Raw genomic sequence first — 16,532 nt, 5'->3', positions numbered from 1 at the left:
ATCAATGTGATAGCAAATATTACTTTCACCTATCAGGAGCGGGCGATTATAGTGATCCCATCAGCTTAGCAATGACTTCAGGAGTCAACGAAAATGGAACGCTTCACTGTATTTGGTCGCCCGGGATGTGGTTTCTGTGTTCAGGCCAAGCGCGTACTGGAAATGAAAGAACTGCCTTTCCGTTACATTGATATTCATGAGGAAGGCATTTCCCAGCAGGATCTGGAAAAAACTGTCGGCAAGCCGGTTCGCACCGTTCCCCAGATCTTCCACGGCCAGCAGTATATCGGTGGTTACACTGACCTGGATGCTTACCTGAAAACACTGAAAACCGAGCAGGATGCCTGATACTTCGGCATTCAACAGAACCTGATCGTAATTCAAAGCCCTGCAATGCAGGGCTTTGTTGTTTATGCATTTTCGTGAGGAAAGCGACACAGATACAGCACTGCTACATACCAGTAACATGGACGCTCCATAATACTGCTTTCAAACCCCGAAGCGAGTCGATAAAGTAGTCGCCAAAATCGATATATGACATAGGTTTTGGCTATGAAACTGACAACAAAAATAACCCGGTTTGTGCTCTGTGCCTTAATGGTCGCAGGCTCGTCATCGCTGTTGGCACAGGAAAACCCTCTGCAGCAACTTTCTGCCATGAACGACCGCTGGCCGGTTGTGTTTGCCGAAAAGAACACCAAAGCATTGCCAGAGCTTTACAGTGCAGATGCGCTGATGGCGCAGTATCCCTATGCTGCAGCCAACAACCTTCATGGCGTGAAAGCGATTACCGGAATGTTTGAAGGCGGGCCGTTTCAGCTGAAAGAGGGCGTTGTTCGTACCTGGACCCAGGCGATTCAGTACACTGAAACCACCGGTCTGATTATCAAACAGTGGCAGCTGACGCATGCTTCCGGTGCTTTTTCCGGTTTTGCGATCAAGGTAGCCAAACATACCGACCAGTGGCGCTGGGATGTTGAGATCAGTGGTGGCGGATTGCAGGATGTGTCCGGTTTTGCCACGCGTGATTATGAAGTTGACAACTCTGCCTTCGGCCATCTGAGTGAGCGGATATTTGATTTCAAGAGCAGCACCAAAGTCGATAACCTGCTAGCGATCAAAAACACGGATCGCGGGCTGCTGCTGGTGAAGCTGACGGAGCCGGCAGGCAACAGCCGTCTGGTTATTATTGCCACTGAAAAGGTTAAAGACAGCTGGCAGGCGGCAACCCGATTTGAGGCCGAGATTAAATATCAGGGCTGATCTGCCGTTTTATTTAGTATCTCCTCTTCAAAACTCGCTTCAAAAATATCAGACAGTTATGTCATTACTGTCTGATATTTTTTCTGTCTCTGCCCTTTATAAATCAATGCAGTACTGACAATACTTCAAGTAGTACCTTAGCCAGAATAATAATTAGAATGATTAAACAACAGATTATTGCGCTTGGCGGTGGTGGTTTTTCCATGGAAGAGTCACCTGTGCTGGATCAGTATATTATTGATGCCGCCTGTACCAATCCACGAATCTGCTTTGTCGGCACCGCTTCCGGTGACAGTGAGAGCTATATTACCCGCTTTTATCGCCGCTTCAGCCAGACTGACTGTCAGCCAACCCATCTGGAGCTGTTCCGGCGGGATAGCCGTGATCTGGAAGCATTTCTGTTATCGCAGGATATTATCTATGTCGGTGGCGGCAACACAGCCAATATGCTGGCAATCTGGAAGGTGCACGGTGTCGACAGCATACTGGCAAGGGCACTGGAGCAGGGTACAGTGCTGTGTGGTATCAGTGCCGGTGCGATCTGCTGGTTCGAGAAGGGAATTACCGATTCTTTCGGTGGCCCGCTGCAACCCTGTGACGGACTGGGCTTTCTGTCGGGCAGTCATTGCCCGCATTATGATGGTGAAGCTGCACGACAGCCGGCCTATCACCAACATATCAGGGCAGGGCGTATTGCTTCCGGTATTGCTGCTGACGATGGCGCTGCATTGCATTATATCAATGGGGAGCTCCACAATATTGTGGCATCAAGACCTGCGGCCGGGGCCTGTAAGGTTGAAATCAATTGTGGCAAAGTCGTGGAAACCGGACTTCCGGTGACGCTGCTTAAGGCGTAATCTCGGACGACAGCATGTGACTTATTCACGAGGCATCTATTGGATTCTTTAACTCAGGCAGCGCTTGGCGCGGCTGTAGCCGGTGCTGTTGCCGGCAGACAATGTAATGGTAAGGTATTACTGGCAGGCGCCTTGCTGGGAACCTTGCCGGATCTGGATGTGCTGATTGATTATGGTGATGATATCAGCAATACCGTCAAGCATCGGGGCTTTTCCCATTCGCTATTAATACTGCCACTGTTTTCTTTGCTGCTGACGTGGCTCATCCAGAAGTTCAAGCCGCTACCGCAATGGTCTTTCGGGCGACTACTGGCTTTGATTACACTCGCACTGGTTACTCACCCGCTGCTGGATAACTTCACCAGTTACGGCACCCAGTTACTATGGCCGTTACCGGGCTATTTCTCGCTTTCCAGTGTGTTTATTATTGACCCGCTTTATACCCTGCCGCTATTGATCGCAATGGGTTTTGCATTGATAAACAACAGGCTGGCTGCCAGATATTGCACCATTGCATTGCTATTGTCGTCAGCTTACCTGGGCTGGACTCAGGTCGCAAAACAGCTGGTTGAACAGCGGGCTCAGGAGAGCCTGCAGACACTGGGCATTCCGCAGGACAAAGTATTTATTACCCCGTCGCCACTGAATACTGTGTTGTGGCGCATCGTGGTGGTTGATGGTGATCATTACTGGGAAGGACTGACATCCTTTCTCGACAGTGACAGCAGGGTTCGCTTTGTGCAAAAACCAAGAGGGCACTGGCCACTGCTGGAAACACCTGAACAGTTGCAGGCCTACCGAAACTTCACCGGCGGTTTTATCCGTTACCGGATTGAGAACAATCAGTTGATTGTATCTGACCTGAGGCTGGGTATGCCGGATAATCTGGCGTTCCAGTTTCGGTTTGCCAACAGGGAAGCCGGTGGTCAGTGGCAGCTGCATACCCCGGAACGTGCCGGTAGTATCCGGTTTGAAAGTGATATGGCCAGCAGGCTGTTTTCCCGGGTCATGGGCAATAATGATCCTTTTTCTGCAGACTGCCTTGTGTGCTAATCACGTTAATCCATTGCTATCAACTCTTCCGGAGACAGGAGAGTTGATAGCATCATCCTGAAATCCAGCTTCCGGAAAATATGCAAAGCGCCTGGCCAGCCACTCCTCAAAGCTGGGCAGGATCTCTTCATACACTTTGATACACCTTAAAGATAATTCCGGTACATCCCGCCTTTACTCTTGTCACCAACAGATTTAGTGATGTTTTGGTACAAGTATGAAAAAGGTAAAGCTGCTAATCACACCGCTTACGGTAGCAAGTTTTATTATTGTGGCAGTGACTGGCGTTATGATGTTCTTCAAGCTGCGTGCAGGCATCATTACCCCTGCTCATGAATGGCTGGGTATAGTGTTCGTTGTCATGGGAATACTGCACATGTTGCTGCTTCATAAAAACAGTATGAAAAAGCATCTGTCAAAACCCGGTTCTGCAGCGGTAATTGTGGCTGGACTTCTGATAACAGTGCTATCTGTATCGATACCGGGTAGAGGCGCGTCAGGAATGCCTCCTTTCCTTAAGGCAGAAAATATAATGTATGAGGCGGATTTAAATACACTTCCCCCGTTATTCGAACTTTCTGATCAGGAATTCATGCAAAAATTGGCAGCATCAGGGCTAACTGTTCTTGAGTCAGACACCAGTCTTCAGTCCATTGCCATACATAATAACCTGACGCGTAAAGAGATAATGGCCAGAGTTACGTCAATCCCGAACTGAGTGTTACTGGCTTTAACAGGGCAGGGGGAGGTATGGCGACAATACTGACCGGTGATACTTCTCCTGCGAACGCTCTACAGTAATAACTTTCATTGCATATCCGTTAAAGTCTTGCCAGTCAGACCAGGATTGCTGTCACTACTGATATCGTCTGAAGCATCAAACCTGTTTTTTCCTGTAGTGGAAAGCTTATAAGTCAGTCGCCCTGTAGCCTGCTTGAATCCACCCGTTGCACGTTTATAGTGGTATCGCATGGCTCGAGCTAATTTTTCATAATTCATGTCAGGTTTTTGTCTTAAAGTACCCCATGCACGAGCCACTACTTCGGGGCAGACAAACCTGAACTTCCGAGCGGTTTCATCTTCCCATTCAAGGGCTGAAAAATTGCTGTCTTTTAGTGCCAGACAAATAAATGTTGTAAGGTCATTTTTAGCACCCTCCTTTAGCTGTTTTTGTTCCAGCCGCGTTACAAAGTCACTGGCTGCGGTAAAATCCTGTGTGTTTGACGCTGACTTCTTTCTGCCCGGGGTGCACTGTTTTTTTGCTGCCGGAGGTGCATCACTCTCATCTTCAGAGCCTGATGAGGTCAGTGAATCTCCGTTACCCGTTGAAACTGTAGTAAAAAAAGCAGGGGTGCCCAGGTAAGGTGGGTAACTGCCGCCCGGAAAGCCCGGAGGATAACTTTGAGGGCATAAGAATGGAGAAGCAGTGGCTGGAACCGATACCGAAGAAAACATAAGGGAACCGGTTTCTGGTGTAGAAAAAGGAGGAGGCATGCCAAAAGGGGATGAATAGGAATGAAAACCTGTCATATCCGGTGGACCTAAGGGTGCATTACTCATCGGGAGTGATATCCCTGAGAGGATAGGCTGGTCGCTGAAGCCTGAGGCACTCCAGTAAGCGAACATACCTTCGACAGAGAAGAAAAAACTCATAAAAGCAGAATTCGACCGTGTTTTAGCAACAGTATCTTTCGGATTATCAAAAACGGGAATGACACGGCCGCGGGAATCATTTGCCAGCGTGAATGCAAGGGGTATCGACTCAACGACTACGATCAGAGGCCCGGACAAAGGCTTGACTTCGAAGTTATATTGATCTTCAAAAGAATGGCTCTGTTTTAGCAACCCCCTGCATTCCTGTTCACTGAGTGTCGTTTCAAAGTAAGCGCTGTTTTTACCTTTTTTGGTAATCAGAATCACCCGGTGATAGTCAGGTGGAATTGTCTGATCGTATAATTTATTAATAATAATTAAATCAATTGATGACTCAGTAATATCGGTAGCCTGAAATTTATTCCATGAGAAACCCCAGGGGTCGCTATCCTGACTTAAATATATCATCACTGGGGTTTCCGCACTTCCCAGCGGGTGATACTGAAGGTTAACCAGCGGTGCTGAAAGCAGTAAAATACAGCGCGATTCTCCAAAACTCCTTTTTGCTTCAACACTGGACGTGGCTTTAAGAAGAATATTTCGATGGCCCGGATTGCTCTGGAGAGGCCCTGACACTTCCTCGCTGAGCATCCCGGGCAGAGGATATAGGTGTATATAATGGACACCTTGCTGGTACTGAATCTGCCCCTCGACAAAGGGGTTTTCAGAATCCAGCATGCAGCTTTGCAGTCCGTGGATGGACAGCTGTGTTTTTTCGGTTGCTGCCAGTATGTAATCGGGTAAAGGCAGCATAAATGCATCCATCGGGCAATTCATGGAGTGCAAAACAGCACTATGAGAATATCCGCTTAGAAATAAAAAAAGTACAGATAGAAAAGCAAGTATTTTGTATGCCTGAAATTTTTTACTTATCTCTTTTATGTTGAATAAGGCTTTAGATTGTCTCATTTTTCAGTTTCGTATTCTGATTATTAGAAACATGATCGAACCAATAATAGTTGTTTCTTCCAGCGGTGCTTCAAACACACCATGTTTTTCATGACTTCCTGCATGATATTGTGATTATTAATTCTTTATATCTGAAAAATTTTAACGCGAGGCAAAATAAAAATGTCAGCAGGCTGCAATAAATATTACACACAGTCGACATCTTTCCCTGTACAGTGCGGATTCTGAAACAATAAAAAGTCAAAAAGCGCCGTATTAACAGAGCAGGGGGGGGACACTGCTGTATCGTATGTAACAATAGTGGGGCAGGTGATAGTGCTGGATTACCTGGCTCAAGAGGTCTGGGTTGAAGGTATCTTCGCTAACTGGCCGGGTACAGCAACCTACTATTTAAAAACAAATGATGAAGAATATTAAAATACAAAAATAAAAAAACTTTTTGAAACTTCATCTACATTAAAAATCTAAAAGCATCAAATTAATCCAATCAACAAAGAATAGCTCGGGCTGAAACATAGACTTGAGACATTAACGGCAAAAGTAATACCAAACAGAGACAATGATGAACATCACTTCAAACAAAAATACATCATATTTTTTTCTGATACTGGCAGCCATATTTTTGCTGACGATATGGAATAAATCTTCAGCCATGAACCCTGATATTTGCTCTCATTGTAACCTGCCTTATAAGTCCCCTTATATGGCAGCCGCCATATGTCAGTGTAAGCGGAATCCTGTTAAATTCGGGTTTTCATCTGCAAGGTCTCAAAAACCTGCCCAACCTGACAGAAGTGGAGAAAATTCTCAGAAGGTTATACACGCAGTAAAAATTAACAACCAAAACCATCCGCTGGTTCCTCCCGCACCCTGTCACAGCTTGCTTTTTTGTGACCTTGATGATGGCCCGGTAAAGAGATCAATGGGTGCTCCACACGAAACATATAAGCCCAATGCCTCACCTAAAAGGGTAGAGAATCCAGTAACAGTGCCAAAGGATGTCTTTGATAAAGTGGGGGCAGTTGCAGTTATGTCAGGCGCACGTTATCACCCAGCCCCACAAAGTAGCAGGCCCGTTCAGGCATCCTTCCGAGTGAAAGAAAAGGCCCGTATTTTTAAAAATGCCTCGTCTTTACAAACGCTGATAATGGCAGATACGAAACTTTGGAGTATCACCTGCTTGGAATTAAACAGCGAGTTAGAATCAAAGTTTCAACATGAGAAAAAACAACTTTCTGAAATACTTACATCAGGCGATAGTATCCTGATAACTGTTACAGTTATTCATCACGATAGAAATTATGCGGTTGAGGTTGGACAGATATTCCCGTTATGTCAGGCGTATGAAGAATCAGCAGAAATAGGTTTGATAATGGGTGATTGTCAGCCCCTTGTGGTGACGATGGAGAATATAGGTTACATACTTCAGAACATGCTTTTTTCATATTCTTCGAGCATGAGTGAAGCCGCAGATATTATGATATTTTTACATACGGATCTTAAATAGAGTCTTCTCAAAGGTAGCAATCACAGCTTGCCGTGTTGATATAGCGGGTTGTGATTGCTGCTCACTCATCAGATGCTCAACAGACTCTTAATCAACCGGTGAAATTTCTTTCGGGTACTGGCCTCCAGTCAGACAGACAATACCTCCCAACAACCCATTGTCGTATCGAACGTTCCCGGCAGAATCCGAGTCTTTCTGATCATTGATGCCATCAATTTCAAAATTGACCCGACGGGTTATATCACCCGGCATCAGCCAGATGCAGGCAGAAACAGAGCAGGAAGGAGAGGACTTTCTGCAGCCATCCGGTGAGCTGCCACGGACCCACTCAGTACCGTCTTCCTTGCTCAGCAGTTGCGCCGCATTGTATACCGGGTGATCAATATATTGTTCACCTCCCAGCCAGTAATCCTGATACGGCAGATAGGGGCCTTTCCAGCCAGGGATTCCCGGATTGATGATCAGGTTATCGATTTTCAGATAGCCATATGAGGGATCTGTATCAGCAGTAATTTCAAGAACCTCACCCGTATCCTTTTGATATTGCTCTGCAGCACCCAGCATCGCTTTCAGGTCATTTATGACGGCGTTTGCCTTGTCATCGATGTCTACTGCGTGTGCGCTTTTGCCAAAGACAAGACACAGTGCAGCCAGCATTATACGACCGGGAACGGCATTTCTTATGCGCGAGGCATTCAAGGGAATTCTCCTGAATCAATCCAAAGATAACGGGTTGGAGGGCGGCAATGGTATCGCCAGAATTCATGATCGTCACTCTCTTTTCCAGCCTGTTGGTCACTCAAATCCGGGCTGAATGCTAATGCTTTATCTATTAGTTATATCAATAGTTTAAAGCTGGATATTCAATTTAACTGTTCGGATTGCTCACCGTAAAATACGCCTCGTTCCAGCTGCAACTGGCCACAAGTGACTGGCTTGTTGCATATCTGTATTCGCCTGATCCGGAGGACGTTAACCATGGGCCATCATCCACACCATTGCCGTCATGGCCATCTTCACGGCCATACCAGACACAATATTTTTAATAGCTTTCCATGGTTTAATCGATTGTCAGGTTTAGAGTAATAATGTTTAACACTTTTCGTAGCACTATCCGCCGCCCACTCTTTGTTTTCTTCACCGTTCTTCTGACTGCTGTCGTTACGATCTTTCCGATAGTTTCTTCTGCTCAGGAGCAAAAACCTCTGCGCATTGCCATCAAGCAGGAAACCGGCAATCTTGATCTGCTACAGAACGTCTCCGCACTCAGTACCTATTCGCTGGTATTCGATCCCCTGATTCGCTACGGCGAGAACGGCCAGCTTGAGCCGGCCCTGGCAACATCATGGGAAGTCTCTGAAGATGGCACAAAGCTGTCTTTTAACCTTCGGCAAGATGTCGCTTTCAGCGATGGCACACCCTTTAACGCCAACACCGCCCGATGGAATCTTGAGCGCTGGATGGGCAAACCGGAATTTGCCTGGATTGGTATCTCTGATGCGATGCAAAGTATCGAAACAACCGGGATGTATGAGCTGACTATAAACCTGTCCAGACCGGTGCCGGCAGCGCTCTACGAACTGACCATTATTCGACCGGTACGTTTTCTCTCTCCCAACGCGGTTGATGCCGAAGGCAGGCAGACGGCACCGGTGGGAACCGGACCCTGGGTTGTAACCGAGAACAATAACAGCCGCACCTTGCTCACAAGAAATAACAATTACTGGGGCAGCAAACCCTCTTTTTCCTCCATGGAGCTGAAGGTGGTTCCGGATGAGCTGGCCCGGTCAAATGGCCTGCGCTCCGGAGATCTGGATATTATCGGTGGCGACTGGGTATCCCCGCTTTCGCCCCGGCGTGCACGCACCATGCAACGTGATCCGAATGTTGCCGTGGTGGCCGAACCCGGAACAACTTCCATTCTACTGACGTTCTCTCCCAAGTCTCCTCTGCTACAGGATCAGCGGGTGAGGGAAGCGATAGATCTGAGCATTGAGCGCAACGCCATCGTTGCCATTATCTACGAAGGCTTTGCAACCCCCACAACGAACCTGTTCCCGACGGTTATTCCTTTCAGCGGCGACCGGGTGGTTTTGCCTCAGCGTGATGTTAAATCCGCCCGCAGCAAGCTGGAACAGGCCGGCTGGAAGCGCAGCGGTAACCAGTGGTTGAAAGATGGCAAAGTGCTTGAGCTGGAACTGATGGTATCGGAAGAGGCTTTGCCCGGCTCCCGTCGTCTGGCAGAAATGATTCAGGGTCAGCTGTCCGAAACTGGCATCAAGGTCAGGGTTTCATCGGTTGATAATGCCACTATTCACGATCGTCGTCCGGTATTTCAATACGATCTGACCTTTATGGCTACATACGGTGCACCTTATGACCCCCACGGTACGCTGGCCAACCTGCTGCTCTCCGGTGTGGACAGTGGCCCTGATGGCAAGATTTATACAAACCCGGAACTGGATGTTGTCGTTCAGTCAGCACTGAATGCCCAGGGCGATGAGCGAATTATAAAAATGCAGGCCATCTACAACTGGCTTAATGCCAATATGGCTGTCAGCCCGCTGGTGTCACCCAAGCGACTCTGGGCCTATAACCGTCGGGTAGGGAACTTCCAGCTTCCCGCTACCGATTACCAGATGCCGGGTACTGATGTGACCCTGTCCGAATAATCAGTCATCCGGAGATAACCCATGTTTCAACTGATTGCCCGGCGCACTTTGCTTGCGCTGGCCATGATTCTTGCTGCTTCGGCACTGACTTTTGCCCTGATCTCCGCAGCGCCGGGTAATGTGGCAGCGCTGATTGCCGAGCGTACAGCAGGTCCCGCCGCTTCGGCTGAACTGGTACAGAGTATTGCTGATGACCTGGGCCTGAACGACCCGCTGCCTGTGCGCTATGGCCGCTGGCTGCTGGGTTCCGTCAATGGCAACTTTGGTGAATCACTGCGTACCGGCAAGCCAATAGCGGATGAGTTTGCAGAACGGGCTCCGGTTACCGGGCTGTTGTTGCTTGCTGGCGGCGCGATTGCCTTTACTCTGTCGCTGATTATCGGTCTGCTGGGTGCCATCAGTAACGGTGGTCCTCTGGATAAACTGTTGCGGGCTGTCTCTCTGGTGGGCGCTTCTGCACCCAACTTTTTTGTCGCGGCGCTGTTGGTAATGCTGTTCTCGGTAACTCTGGGCTGGCTGCCTGCCTTTGCCGGCAGCAGTGCTGCATCCTGGATTATGCCCAGCCTGACGATTGCCCTGTTTCCCATGTCGGTACTGAGCCGGGTCGTGCGGGTTAATCTGCAGGAAGTAATGTCGCGGCCTTTTGCCACCACCGGCTTTGCCATGGGGTATACCCGCTTCGGCGTGCTGGCGCGGGAGGCACTGCCCAATATCGCGGTGCCTTATCTGACAACCTTCGGGGCCCAGTTCACCCTGATGATTATCGGCTCGATTGTGGTAGAGACCGTATTTGCACTAAAGGGAATCGGCGCTTTCTTTATCGAAGCGATCCGGTTCCGGGACTTTATCTCGATGCAGGCCACGCTGCTGTCATTCATCGTGTTCTTTGTTTTTGTCAACCTGCTGGTAGACATCATCTGCCTGTTAATTGATCCCCGTATCAGGAGGCAGAGCAATGCCTGATTCACTCAAGCTGTCGAGTATTGCCAAGTGGCCATGGGCAGTACTGACGCCAGTGCTGCTGTTTGTGGCGGTCTCGATACTGGCGCCCTGGATTACACCTTATGATCCGGCCGCACAGGATTACTCTGCGGTGTTGCAGGGCTTCAGCCAGGAACACTGGCTGGGGACCGATTATCTGGGTCGGGATATGTTCAGCCGAATTATTGCCGGTGCCCGAGTGTCACTGGTAGCGATGTCCATCGTACTGGCGGCAGCCTTGATCATTGGCGTGATGGTGGGTTCTTTTGCCGGCTATGTCGGCGGCCGGACCGAGCTGGTGCTGATCTCACTGATCGATATCATTCTCAGCCTGCCAAGTCTGGTTGTCGCTCTCGCATTTATCGGCATTATCGGTCCCGGTTACTGGTCAATGATTGCAGCCCTAACCATGGCCTGGTGGGCCAACTATGCCCGTATGAGCCGGGCTGTTGTAACCTCCGAGCTGCACCAGCCTTATATCGAAGCAGCCCGGGTAATGGGCGCGGGTCATCTGCATATTTTCTGTCGTCATATTCTGCCTCATGTACTGGCGCTGGTTGTGGTGTATGCCAGTGCTGATGCCGGTGCTCTGGTGCTGGCCATTGCAACTCTCAGCTTTCTGGGACTCGGCGTGGAACCGCCCACGCCGGAGTGGGGCCAGATGCTGGTTGATGGCATGAACTATCTCGAACAATACCCTCATCTGGTTATTCTGCCTGGCCTGGCTCTGACGCTGGTCGTTTCCAGCTTTAACCTGTTGGGCGAGCACTTTGCCCTGAAAAAAGTACCCAAGGGACTCAGCAAGCGTCGTCTGGGCATACTGAAAAAGCGTCGTGCAAGAGAGGAAATGAATATGCTGGAACAGGAGGCAAAGGCATGAGCGATTCCACTGAAGAGCCTCTGTTCAGCGTGCGGGATCTGGTCATTGATCTCTATACCGAACAGGTTTCAGTAAGGGCTGTAGACGGTGTCAGTCTTGATGTTTACCCGGGAGAAGTGCTGGCCGTTGTGGGTGAAAGTGGTTCCGGCAAAACAGTGATGACGCTGGGGCCTTTGGGCTTGCTTCCTGAAGGTGTTTCGGTAGATATCCGTGGTTATGCCGAATGTTCTGGCCAAAGTCTGCTGGCCAGATCCGGTAAGGAACTGGCCCGCTTACGTGGTGAAAATTTTGGCATTATCTTCCAGGATCCCATTTCTGCCCTTAACCCGATGAAGAAGGTTGGACCGCAACTGGCTTCCCAGGCCATGCGACTAAGGGCTGTTTCCAAAGCACAGGCCAGAGTGATCGCGCTGGAGCTGCTGCAACGTACGGGCATTCCTGATCCTGAAGGCCGTTATAACTGTTACCCCCACGAGATGTCAGGCGGGATGCTGCAAAGAGTCATGATTGCCCTGGCGCTGGCCGGTAACCCCAAAATCCTGATTGCTGACGAGCCGACAACAGCACTGGATGCCACGGTGCAGGCCCAGATCCTGGAACTGCTGCAAGATATCCAGCGCAAGGAAAATATTGCCATTGTGCTTATTACCCACGATATCAGCGTGGTGGCACAGATGGCTGACCGGGTAGCTGTTCTTTATGCCGGACGTGTTGCCGAATACGGCACCATGGAAGATGTGCTTACCCGTCCGATTCATCCGTATACCAAAGGCCTGCTGTCATCGGTGCCGGACTTTCGAGGGCAGCGAACAGAGCCCGTTACCGGTATTCCCGGGTCACCACCGGATCAGTCCAGCCTGCTTCCAGGTTGCCGGTTTGCTGAACGCTGTCCTGCAGCACAACATCAATGCAGGGAAAAACGGCCCGCTTTGGTAGAGATGGCAGATGTCAACAAGGCGCACAGAGTCGCTTGCCCGATTGCCGTTAGTGAAGGATGGGGACAAAGCAATGACAGCTAATACCAATACCCTTCTGGAAGTACGGGATCTGACTGTTTATTTCCAGGGACAAAACAAACATCAGCCGGTACGGGCTGTAGACGGTATCAGTTTTGCTATTCCGGAAGGTGCCTTTCACGCCCTGGTCGGTGAGTCCGGTTGTGGCAAAACCACGCTGGCCCGAACGCTGGTTGGTCTGCAGCAGGCGACATCCGGTGAGGTTTTGATTCGCAATCAGAACATCAACAGCCTGCTGAAAAACCGCAAGCTGTTGGCAAAAGATGTTCAGTTTGTATTCCAGAATCCTTTAGGGGCTCTGAGTCGTCGCCAGACCGTCTACCAGTCTCTCGAAGAGCCGTTGTTGATACATAATGTTGGCAATGCTGACAGGCGCCGGCAGCGGATTCATGAACTGGCCGAGCTGGTGGGTCTGCCTCTCAGTTCACTGGACCGACTGCCCCGGTCGTTATCAGGAGGTCAACGACAGCGTGTGGCGATTGCCCGGGCTCTGGCGCTGGAACCTTCTATTCTGATCTGTGATGAACCGCTCAGTGCACTGGATGTTTCGATCCAGGCCCAGATTGTCAGTCTGTTCTCTCAACTGCAGCAAAAGCTGGGGCTGACCATTATCATGATTACTCACGATCTGGCTGTGGTCAGGGAAGTTTGCACCAGTGTTTCGGTGATGTATCTGGGTAAAGTGATGGAAGCAAACAACACTGAGCCACTGTTTGCGCAGCCGGCTCATCCTTACACTCAGGCCCTGCTGTCATCCGTACCATCACCCGATCCGAACACTGAAAGTACACGTCAACGTATTGTTCTAAGAGGTGAACCGCCAAGCCCGATGGCACCGCCTTCCGGATGCCGGTTTCATACCCGCTGCCCGAAAGCTGTACCGGAATGCAGCGCCAAAGAGCCTGTATTAAAGCCTCAGGCCAACTCGGGACTGATTGCCTGTCACCTTGTCTGAGTCCATCAGCCGGGCTGAAGCTGTTCAGCCCGGCTATGGTTTTTCTCACAATATTCGCCGGACCTGGAAATAATATTGGCAATATGCTGTTTGATCACCTGCTGAACCTGGCTATGCAGCCATTGGGTTCGAGGGTGATTGCTGTCTCTTTTCCTGAAGATCATTTCGATATCAAAATCAGGCACCTCAACCGGAGGCGGGCAAATGGTCAGCTTCTCGGCAAAAAACTCGGTGCGTCCCATCATTTCTGCCATCACACAGAGCAACTGACGCCCTGTCAACAAGTGGCGAAGCGTGATAAATCGAGAAGAGCCCAGCACCATATGCCGCTCACACCCCATATCACTTAAACGCTGATCGACACTACTGAAAAGCTCACCGGTTGCGGTCACCATAGCCTGAGGAGTAGTCAGGTAATCATCCAGCGAAATCGGCAGCTCCACATTCAAAACCCGGTTATCAAACAGGCAGACATGTCGCTCCCGGTAAAGCTGATGCCGGGTCAGGGGACTCGGCAGTTCATTGAAGGTACCGATGGCGAGATCCAGTTGGCACTGCTCGAACAGCTGCTGATAGTTGCTGTTATCTACCGCCCTGAAAACAATCTGGCTGCCTGGAGCCTGTTGTAGCAGTGCATCAAACAGCACCGGGCCAAACACCATTTCGGTATAGTCATTCAGGCCGATAATTATCTTTCCACAATAATCCCGGGGCTCAAACGAGAGTGGCAGCAAAATATCATTGCGGATAGTGCCGAGCACCGCCTGTATTCTGGGAGCCAGTTCCTCAGCCCGGCGGGTTGGCACCATTGTGTGCCCCTGTCGCTCAAAAAGTGGATCCTGAAGCAGATTGCGCAACCGGTTCAGGTTGTAGCTCATGGCCGACTGACCCAGATGCATATGCTCTGCCGCCCGGGAAACACTGCGATGGTTAAACAGGGCATCAAAGGTCAACAGCAGATTCAGGTCGACCCCTTTCCAATTGATATCACTCATAGTCAAAAGCAAAACATTTGATTTAACTGGTCAGAGCCGACACCGTACAACAGCTGTCATTCCTCGTCACCGGTTATTGGCAGAAATGACTGTTTTCTCCATAAACCATGCCATGGAGCAGTTCACAGAATAGGCTTGTGATCGCCGTTCACTTTTTGATACGGCGCATATTCCGGCCCTGTAAAAAATGACATAATCCGCAATACCTTACCGTGAAATCCGTAGTTGCTTAACAAATATAGATAGCTGCTTTATAAGCATAATTAGTCGTTTAAAAGGATGTCTCCATAATGGATGAAGGTGTTGTATCGAAAGTCAAAGCCGGGATTAATGCCAAGGGCATTATCGGCGGGGTGATTGCGCTGGTGCTGGTCTATGTGCTGTCGCAGTCATTTTTCTATGCCGAGCCGGGATATATTTACCACGTCAGAACCGTCACCGGTAACGAAGCCGTTGTGACTGAAATCGGTTACAAGTTTTATCCGTTCGGCCGCTACAATGCCTGGAAACGGGCCATGACGGTGCAAGCTGTTTCCGGCTCCCAGACCAATGCCATTACTGCCGAGCGCGATCCGGACAGTGCTTCCGCATCGCTGCCACCACTGAGCATTATGTTCCTGGATCAGGTGGATGCTCATGCCCAGGCCACCGTTCGCTTTTCCATCCCTGCCGATGAAGAAGCTTTCCTGAAACTGGCTCATGAATACCGTTCACCGGAAAACCTGCTGCGCACCGCGCTGCTGCCAGCCTTCAAGGAAACCTTGCAGGCTAACGCCTCACTGATGACTGCGGAAGAGTATTATGCCGGTGGCCGGACCGAGTTTAACTCCGAGTTTGAAAACCAGATGAGTAACGGTATCTATCTGGTCAAGCGGGAGGAAGTAACGGTCAATACCAACAAGACTGCCAGCGCTTCAGCCAATGCTGCACTGGGTACCGACCAGGAAGAGTATGGCGAAGATTCCAAGACTATATTCGTGGTTAAAAAAGTACGCGATGCGACCGGTCAGCCGATGCGTAAAACCCAGCGCTTTACCGACTATGGCATTACTGTCGTCTCTGCCCTGGTGACCGATATGAAGCCGAACCAGAAGTTTATCGAGCGGATGCAGCTGAAACAGAAGGCTTCTGCCGACCGTGCTATTGCTCGGGAACAACGAGTTCAGGAAGAAGAACAGCGGTTGCTGGCAATTGCCCGGGGTGAGCGTGAAGTGGCTGAACGTCAGGCCATGGCCAAGGTAGAGCAGATCCAGAAAACCACTGAAGCGGAAACCGAAAAGCAGCTGGCCATTACCCGCGCTGAAAAGCTGAAAGCGGAAGCCCAAATTCAGCGTGAAACTGCGCAGATCAATCTGGATAAAGCCAAGATCGAAGCCCAGACCCAGCGCACTCTTGCTGACGCGGAAGCCTATCAGAAGAAGGTAATTCTGCAGGCGGATAACGCACTGGCCCAGAAGCTGGATGCTGAAATCCAGATTCAGAAGCTGTGGGCTCAAGCCTACGCCCAGCGCAAGGTACCGACCAACGTCTTTGGCGGTGGTGGTAATGGCGCCCCGGTCGGCAACGACTATGAAACCAAGACCTTTATGCAGATGCTGACGCTGGATGCAGCCAAGCGTTTGAATTATGAGCGTGAGGTGGTCAAGGAGTAAATTAATTAGAGGTGGCAGCAATGCGCTGTCACCTGATCTATCTGTTGTTATGACAGGATCATGTCGCTAGCCAGGTGTATTTGTTCTCCTTTCTCTTGCCTCTTTTGCTGAAAATATAAACGGCACAGTTTTCGCTATT

15 protein-coding genes are annotated in these 16,532 nt (G+C 49.8%); 12 read left to right on the top strand and 3 right to left on the bottom strand.

The features are described 5' to 3' along the window. Positions 1–93 precede the first annotated feature (93 nt). The 5 genes from ACYZZ0_RS03005 (at position 94) to ACYZZ0_RS02985 (ending at position 3,891) form a co-directional block, all read left to right on the top strand. Positions 94–348, top strand: coding sequence for a GrxA family glutaredoxin (locus ACYZZ0_RS03005; RefSeq protein ID WP_461535093.1), 255 nt, complete (start codon positions 94–96; stop codon positions 346–348). Between the two features lie 204 nt (positions 349–552). Further along, positions 553–1,263: a hypothetical protein gene (locus tag ACYZZ0_RS03000; RefSeq protein WP_461535092.1), complete on the top strand. Its 711-nt coding sequence runs from the start codon at positions 553–555 to the stop codon at positions 1,261–1,263. Positions 1,264–1,421: 158 nt separating this feature from the next. Then, positions 1,422–2,120, top strand: a complete 699-nt coding sequence (locus ACYZZ0_RS02995; RefSeq protein ID WP_461535091.1) for a Type 1 glutamine amidotransferase-like domain-containing protein — start codon at positions 1,422–1,424, stop codon at positions 2,118–2,120. A gap of 39 nt (positions 2,121–2,159) precedes the next feature. Further along, on the top strand, positions 2,160–3,173 hold the full coding sequence (locus ACYZZ0_RS02990; protein WP_461535090.1) for a metal-dependent hydrolase: 1,014 nt from the start codon (positions 2,160–2,162) through the stop codon (positions 3,171–3,173). A gap of 217 nt (positions 3,174–3,390) precedes the next feature. After that, on the top strand, positions 3,391–3,891 hold the full coding sequence (locus tag ACYZZ0_RS02985; RefSeq protein ID WP_461535089.1) for a DUF4405 domain-containing protein: 501 nt from the start codon (positions 3,391–3,393) through the stop codon (positions 3,889–3,891). A gap of 89 nt (positions 3,892–3,980) precedes the next feature. On the opposite strand, the gene ACYZZ0_RS02980 is transcribed toward ACYZZ0_RS02985, so the two are convergent. Next, entirely contained in the window at positions 3,981–5,735 is a 1,755-nt protein-coding gene (locus ACYZZ0_RS02980; RefSeq protein WP_461535088.1) for an ETS domain-containing protein, read from the bottom strand. A gap of 559 nt (positions 5,736–6,294) precedes the next feature. On the opposite strand from ACYZZ0_RS02980, the gene ACYZZ0_RS02975 reads away from it, so the two are divergent. After that, positions 6,295–7,242, top strand: a complete 948-nt coding sequence (locus ACYZZ0_RS02975; RefSeq protein WP_461535087.1) for a hypothetical protein — start codon at positions 6,295–6,297, stop codon at positions 7,240–7,242. Positions 7,243–7,329: 87 nt separating this feature from the next. Here the strand turns inward: ACYZZ0_RS02975 and ACYZZ0_RS02970 are convergent, their stop codons facing one another. Further along, positions 7,330–7,941 (bottom strand): type II secretion system protein, encoded by a 612-nt coding sequence (locus ACYZZ0_RS02970; protein ID WP_461535086.1) that lies wholly within the window; start codon positions 7,939–7,941, stop codon positions 7,330–7,332. A 389-nt stretch (positions 7,942–8,330) separates the two neighbouring features. On the opposite strand from ACYZZ0_RS02970, the gene ACYZZ0_RS02965 reads away from it, so the two are divergent. The 5 genes from ACYZZ0_RS02965 to ACYZZ0_RS02945 are packed head-to-tail and all read left to right on the top strand — an operon-like array spanning position 8,331 to position 13,746. Beyond that, a complete protein-coding gene (locus tag ACYZZ0_RS02965; protein ID WP_461535085.1) occupies positions 8,331–9,914 on the top strand; it encodes an ABC transporter substrate-binding protein in 1,584 nt (527 codons plus the stop codon). Positions 9,915–9,935: 21 nt separating this feature from the next. After that, positions 9,936–10,877 carry an ABC transporter permease gene (locus tag ACYZZ0_RS02960; RefSeq protein WP_461535084.1) on the top strand — a complete coding sequence of 314 codons (942 nt, stop codon included), beginning with the start codon at positions 9,936–9,938 and terminating at the stop codon, positions 10,875–10,877. Continuing rightward, entirely contained in the window at positions 10,870–11,775 is a 906-nt protein-coding gene (locus tag ACYZZ0_RS02955) for an ABC transporter permease (RefSeq protein WP_461535083.1), read from the top strand. Before ACYZZ0_RS02960 ends, ACYZZ0_RS02955 begins: the two co-directional genes overlap by 8 nt. After that, positions 11,772–12,794, top strand: a complete 1,023-nt coding sequence (locus ACYZZ0_RS02950; RefSeq protein WP_461535082.1) for an ABC transporter ATP-binding protein — start codon at positions 11,772–11,774, stop codon at positions 12,792–12,794. Before ACYZZ0_RS02955 ends, ACYZZ0_RS02950 begins: the two co-directional genes overlap by 4 nt. Next, positions 12,784–13,746: an ABC transporter ATP-binding protein gene (locus ACYZZ0_RS02945; protein ID WP_461535081.1), complete on the top strand. Its 963-nt coding sequence runs from the start codon at positions 12,784–12,786 to the stop codon at positions 13,744–13,746. Before ACYZZ0_RS02950 ends, ACYZZ0_RS02945 begins: the two co-directional genes overlap by 11 nt. Before the next feature lie 5 nt (positions 13,747–13,751). Here the strand turns inward: ACYZZ0_RS02945 and ACYZZ0_RS02940 are convergent, their stop codons facing one another. After that, positions 13,752–14,741, bottom strand: a complete 990-nt coding sequence (locus ACYZZ0_RS02940) for a LysR family transcriptional regulator (protein ID WP_461535080.1) — start codon at positions 14,739–14,741, stop codon at positions 13,752–13,754. Between the two features lie 290 nt (positions 14,742–15,031). On the opposite strand from ACYZZ0_RS02940, the gene ACYZZ0_RS02935 reads away from it, so the two are divergent. After that, positions 15,032–16,393, top strand: a complete 1,362-nt coding sequence (locus ACYZZ0_RS02935) for an SPFH domain-containing protein (protein WP_461535079.1) — start codon at positions 15,032–15,034, stop codon at positions 16,391–16,393. Positions 16,394–16,532: the final 139 nt, after the last annotated feature.

The sequence above is a fragment of the Spongorhabdus nitratireducens genome (assembly GCA_947387575.1).
GTDB lineage: Bacteria > Pseudomonadota > Gammaproteobacteria > Pseudomonadales > Endozoicomonadaceae > CANDOC01.
This window is presented reverse-complemented; position numbering and strand designations above follow the sequence as displayed.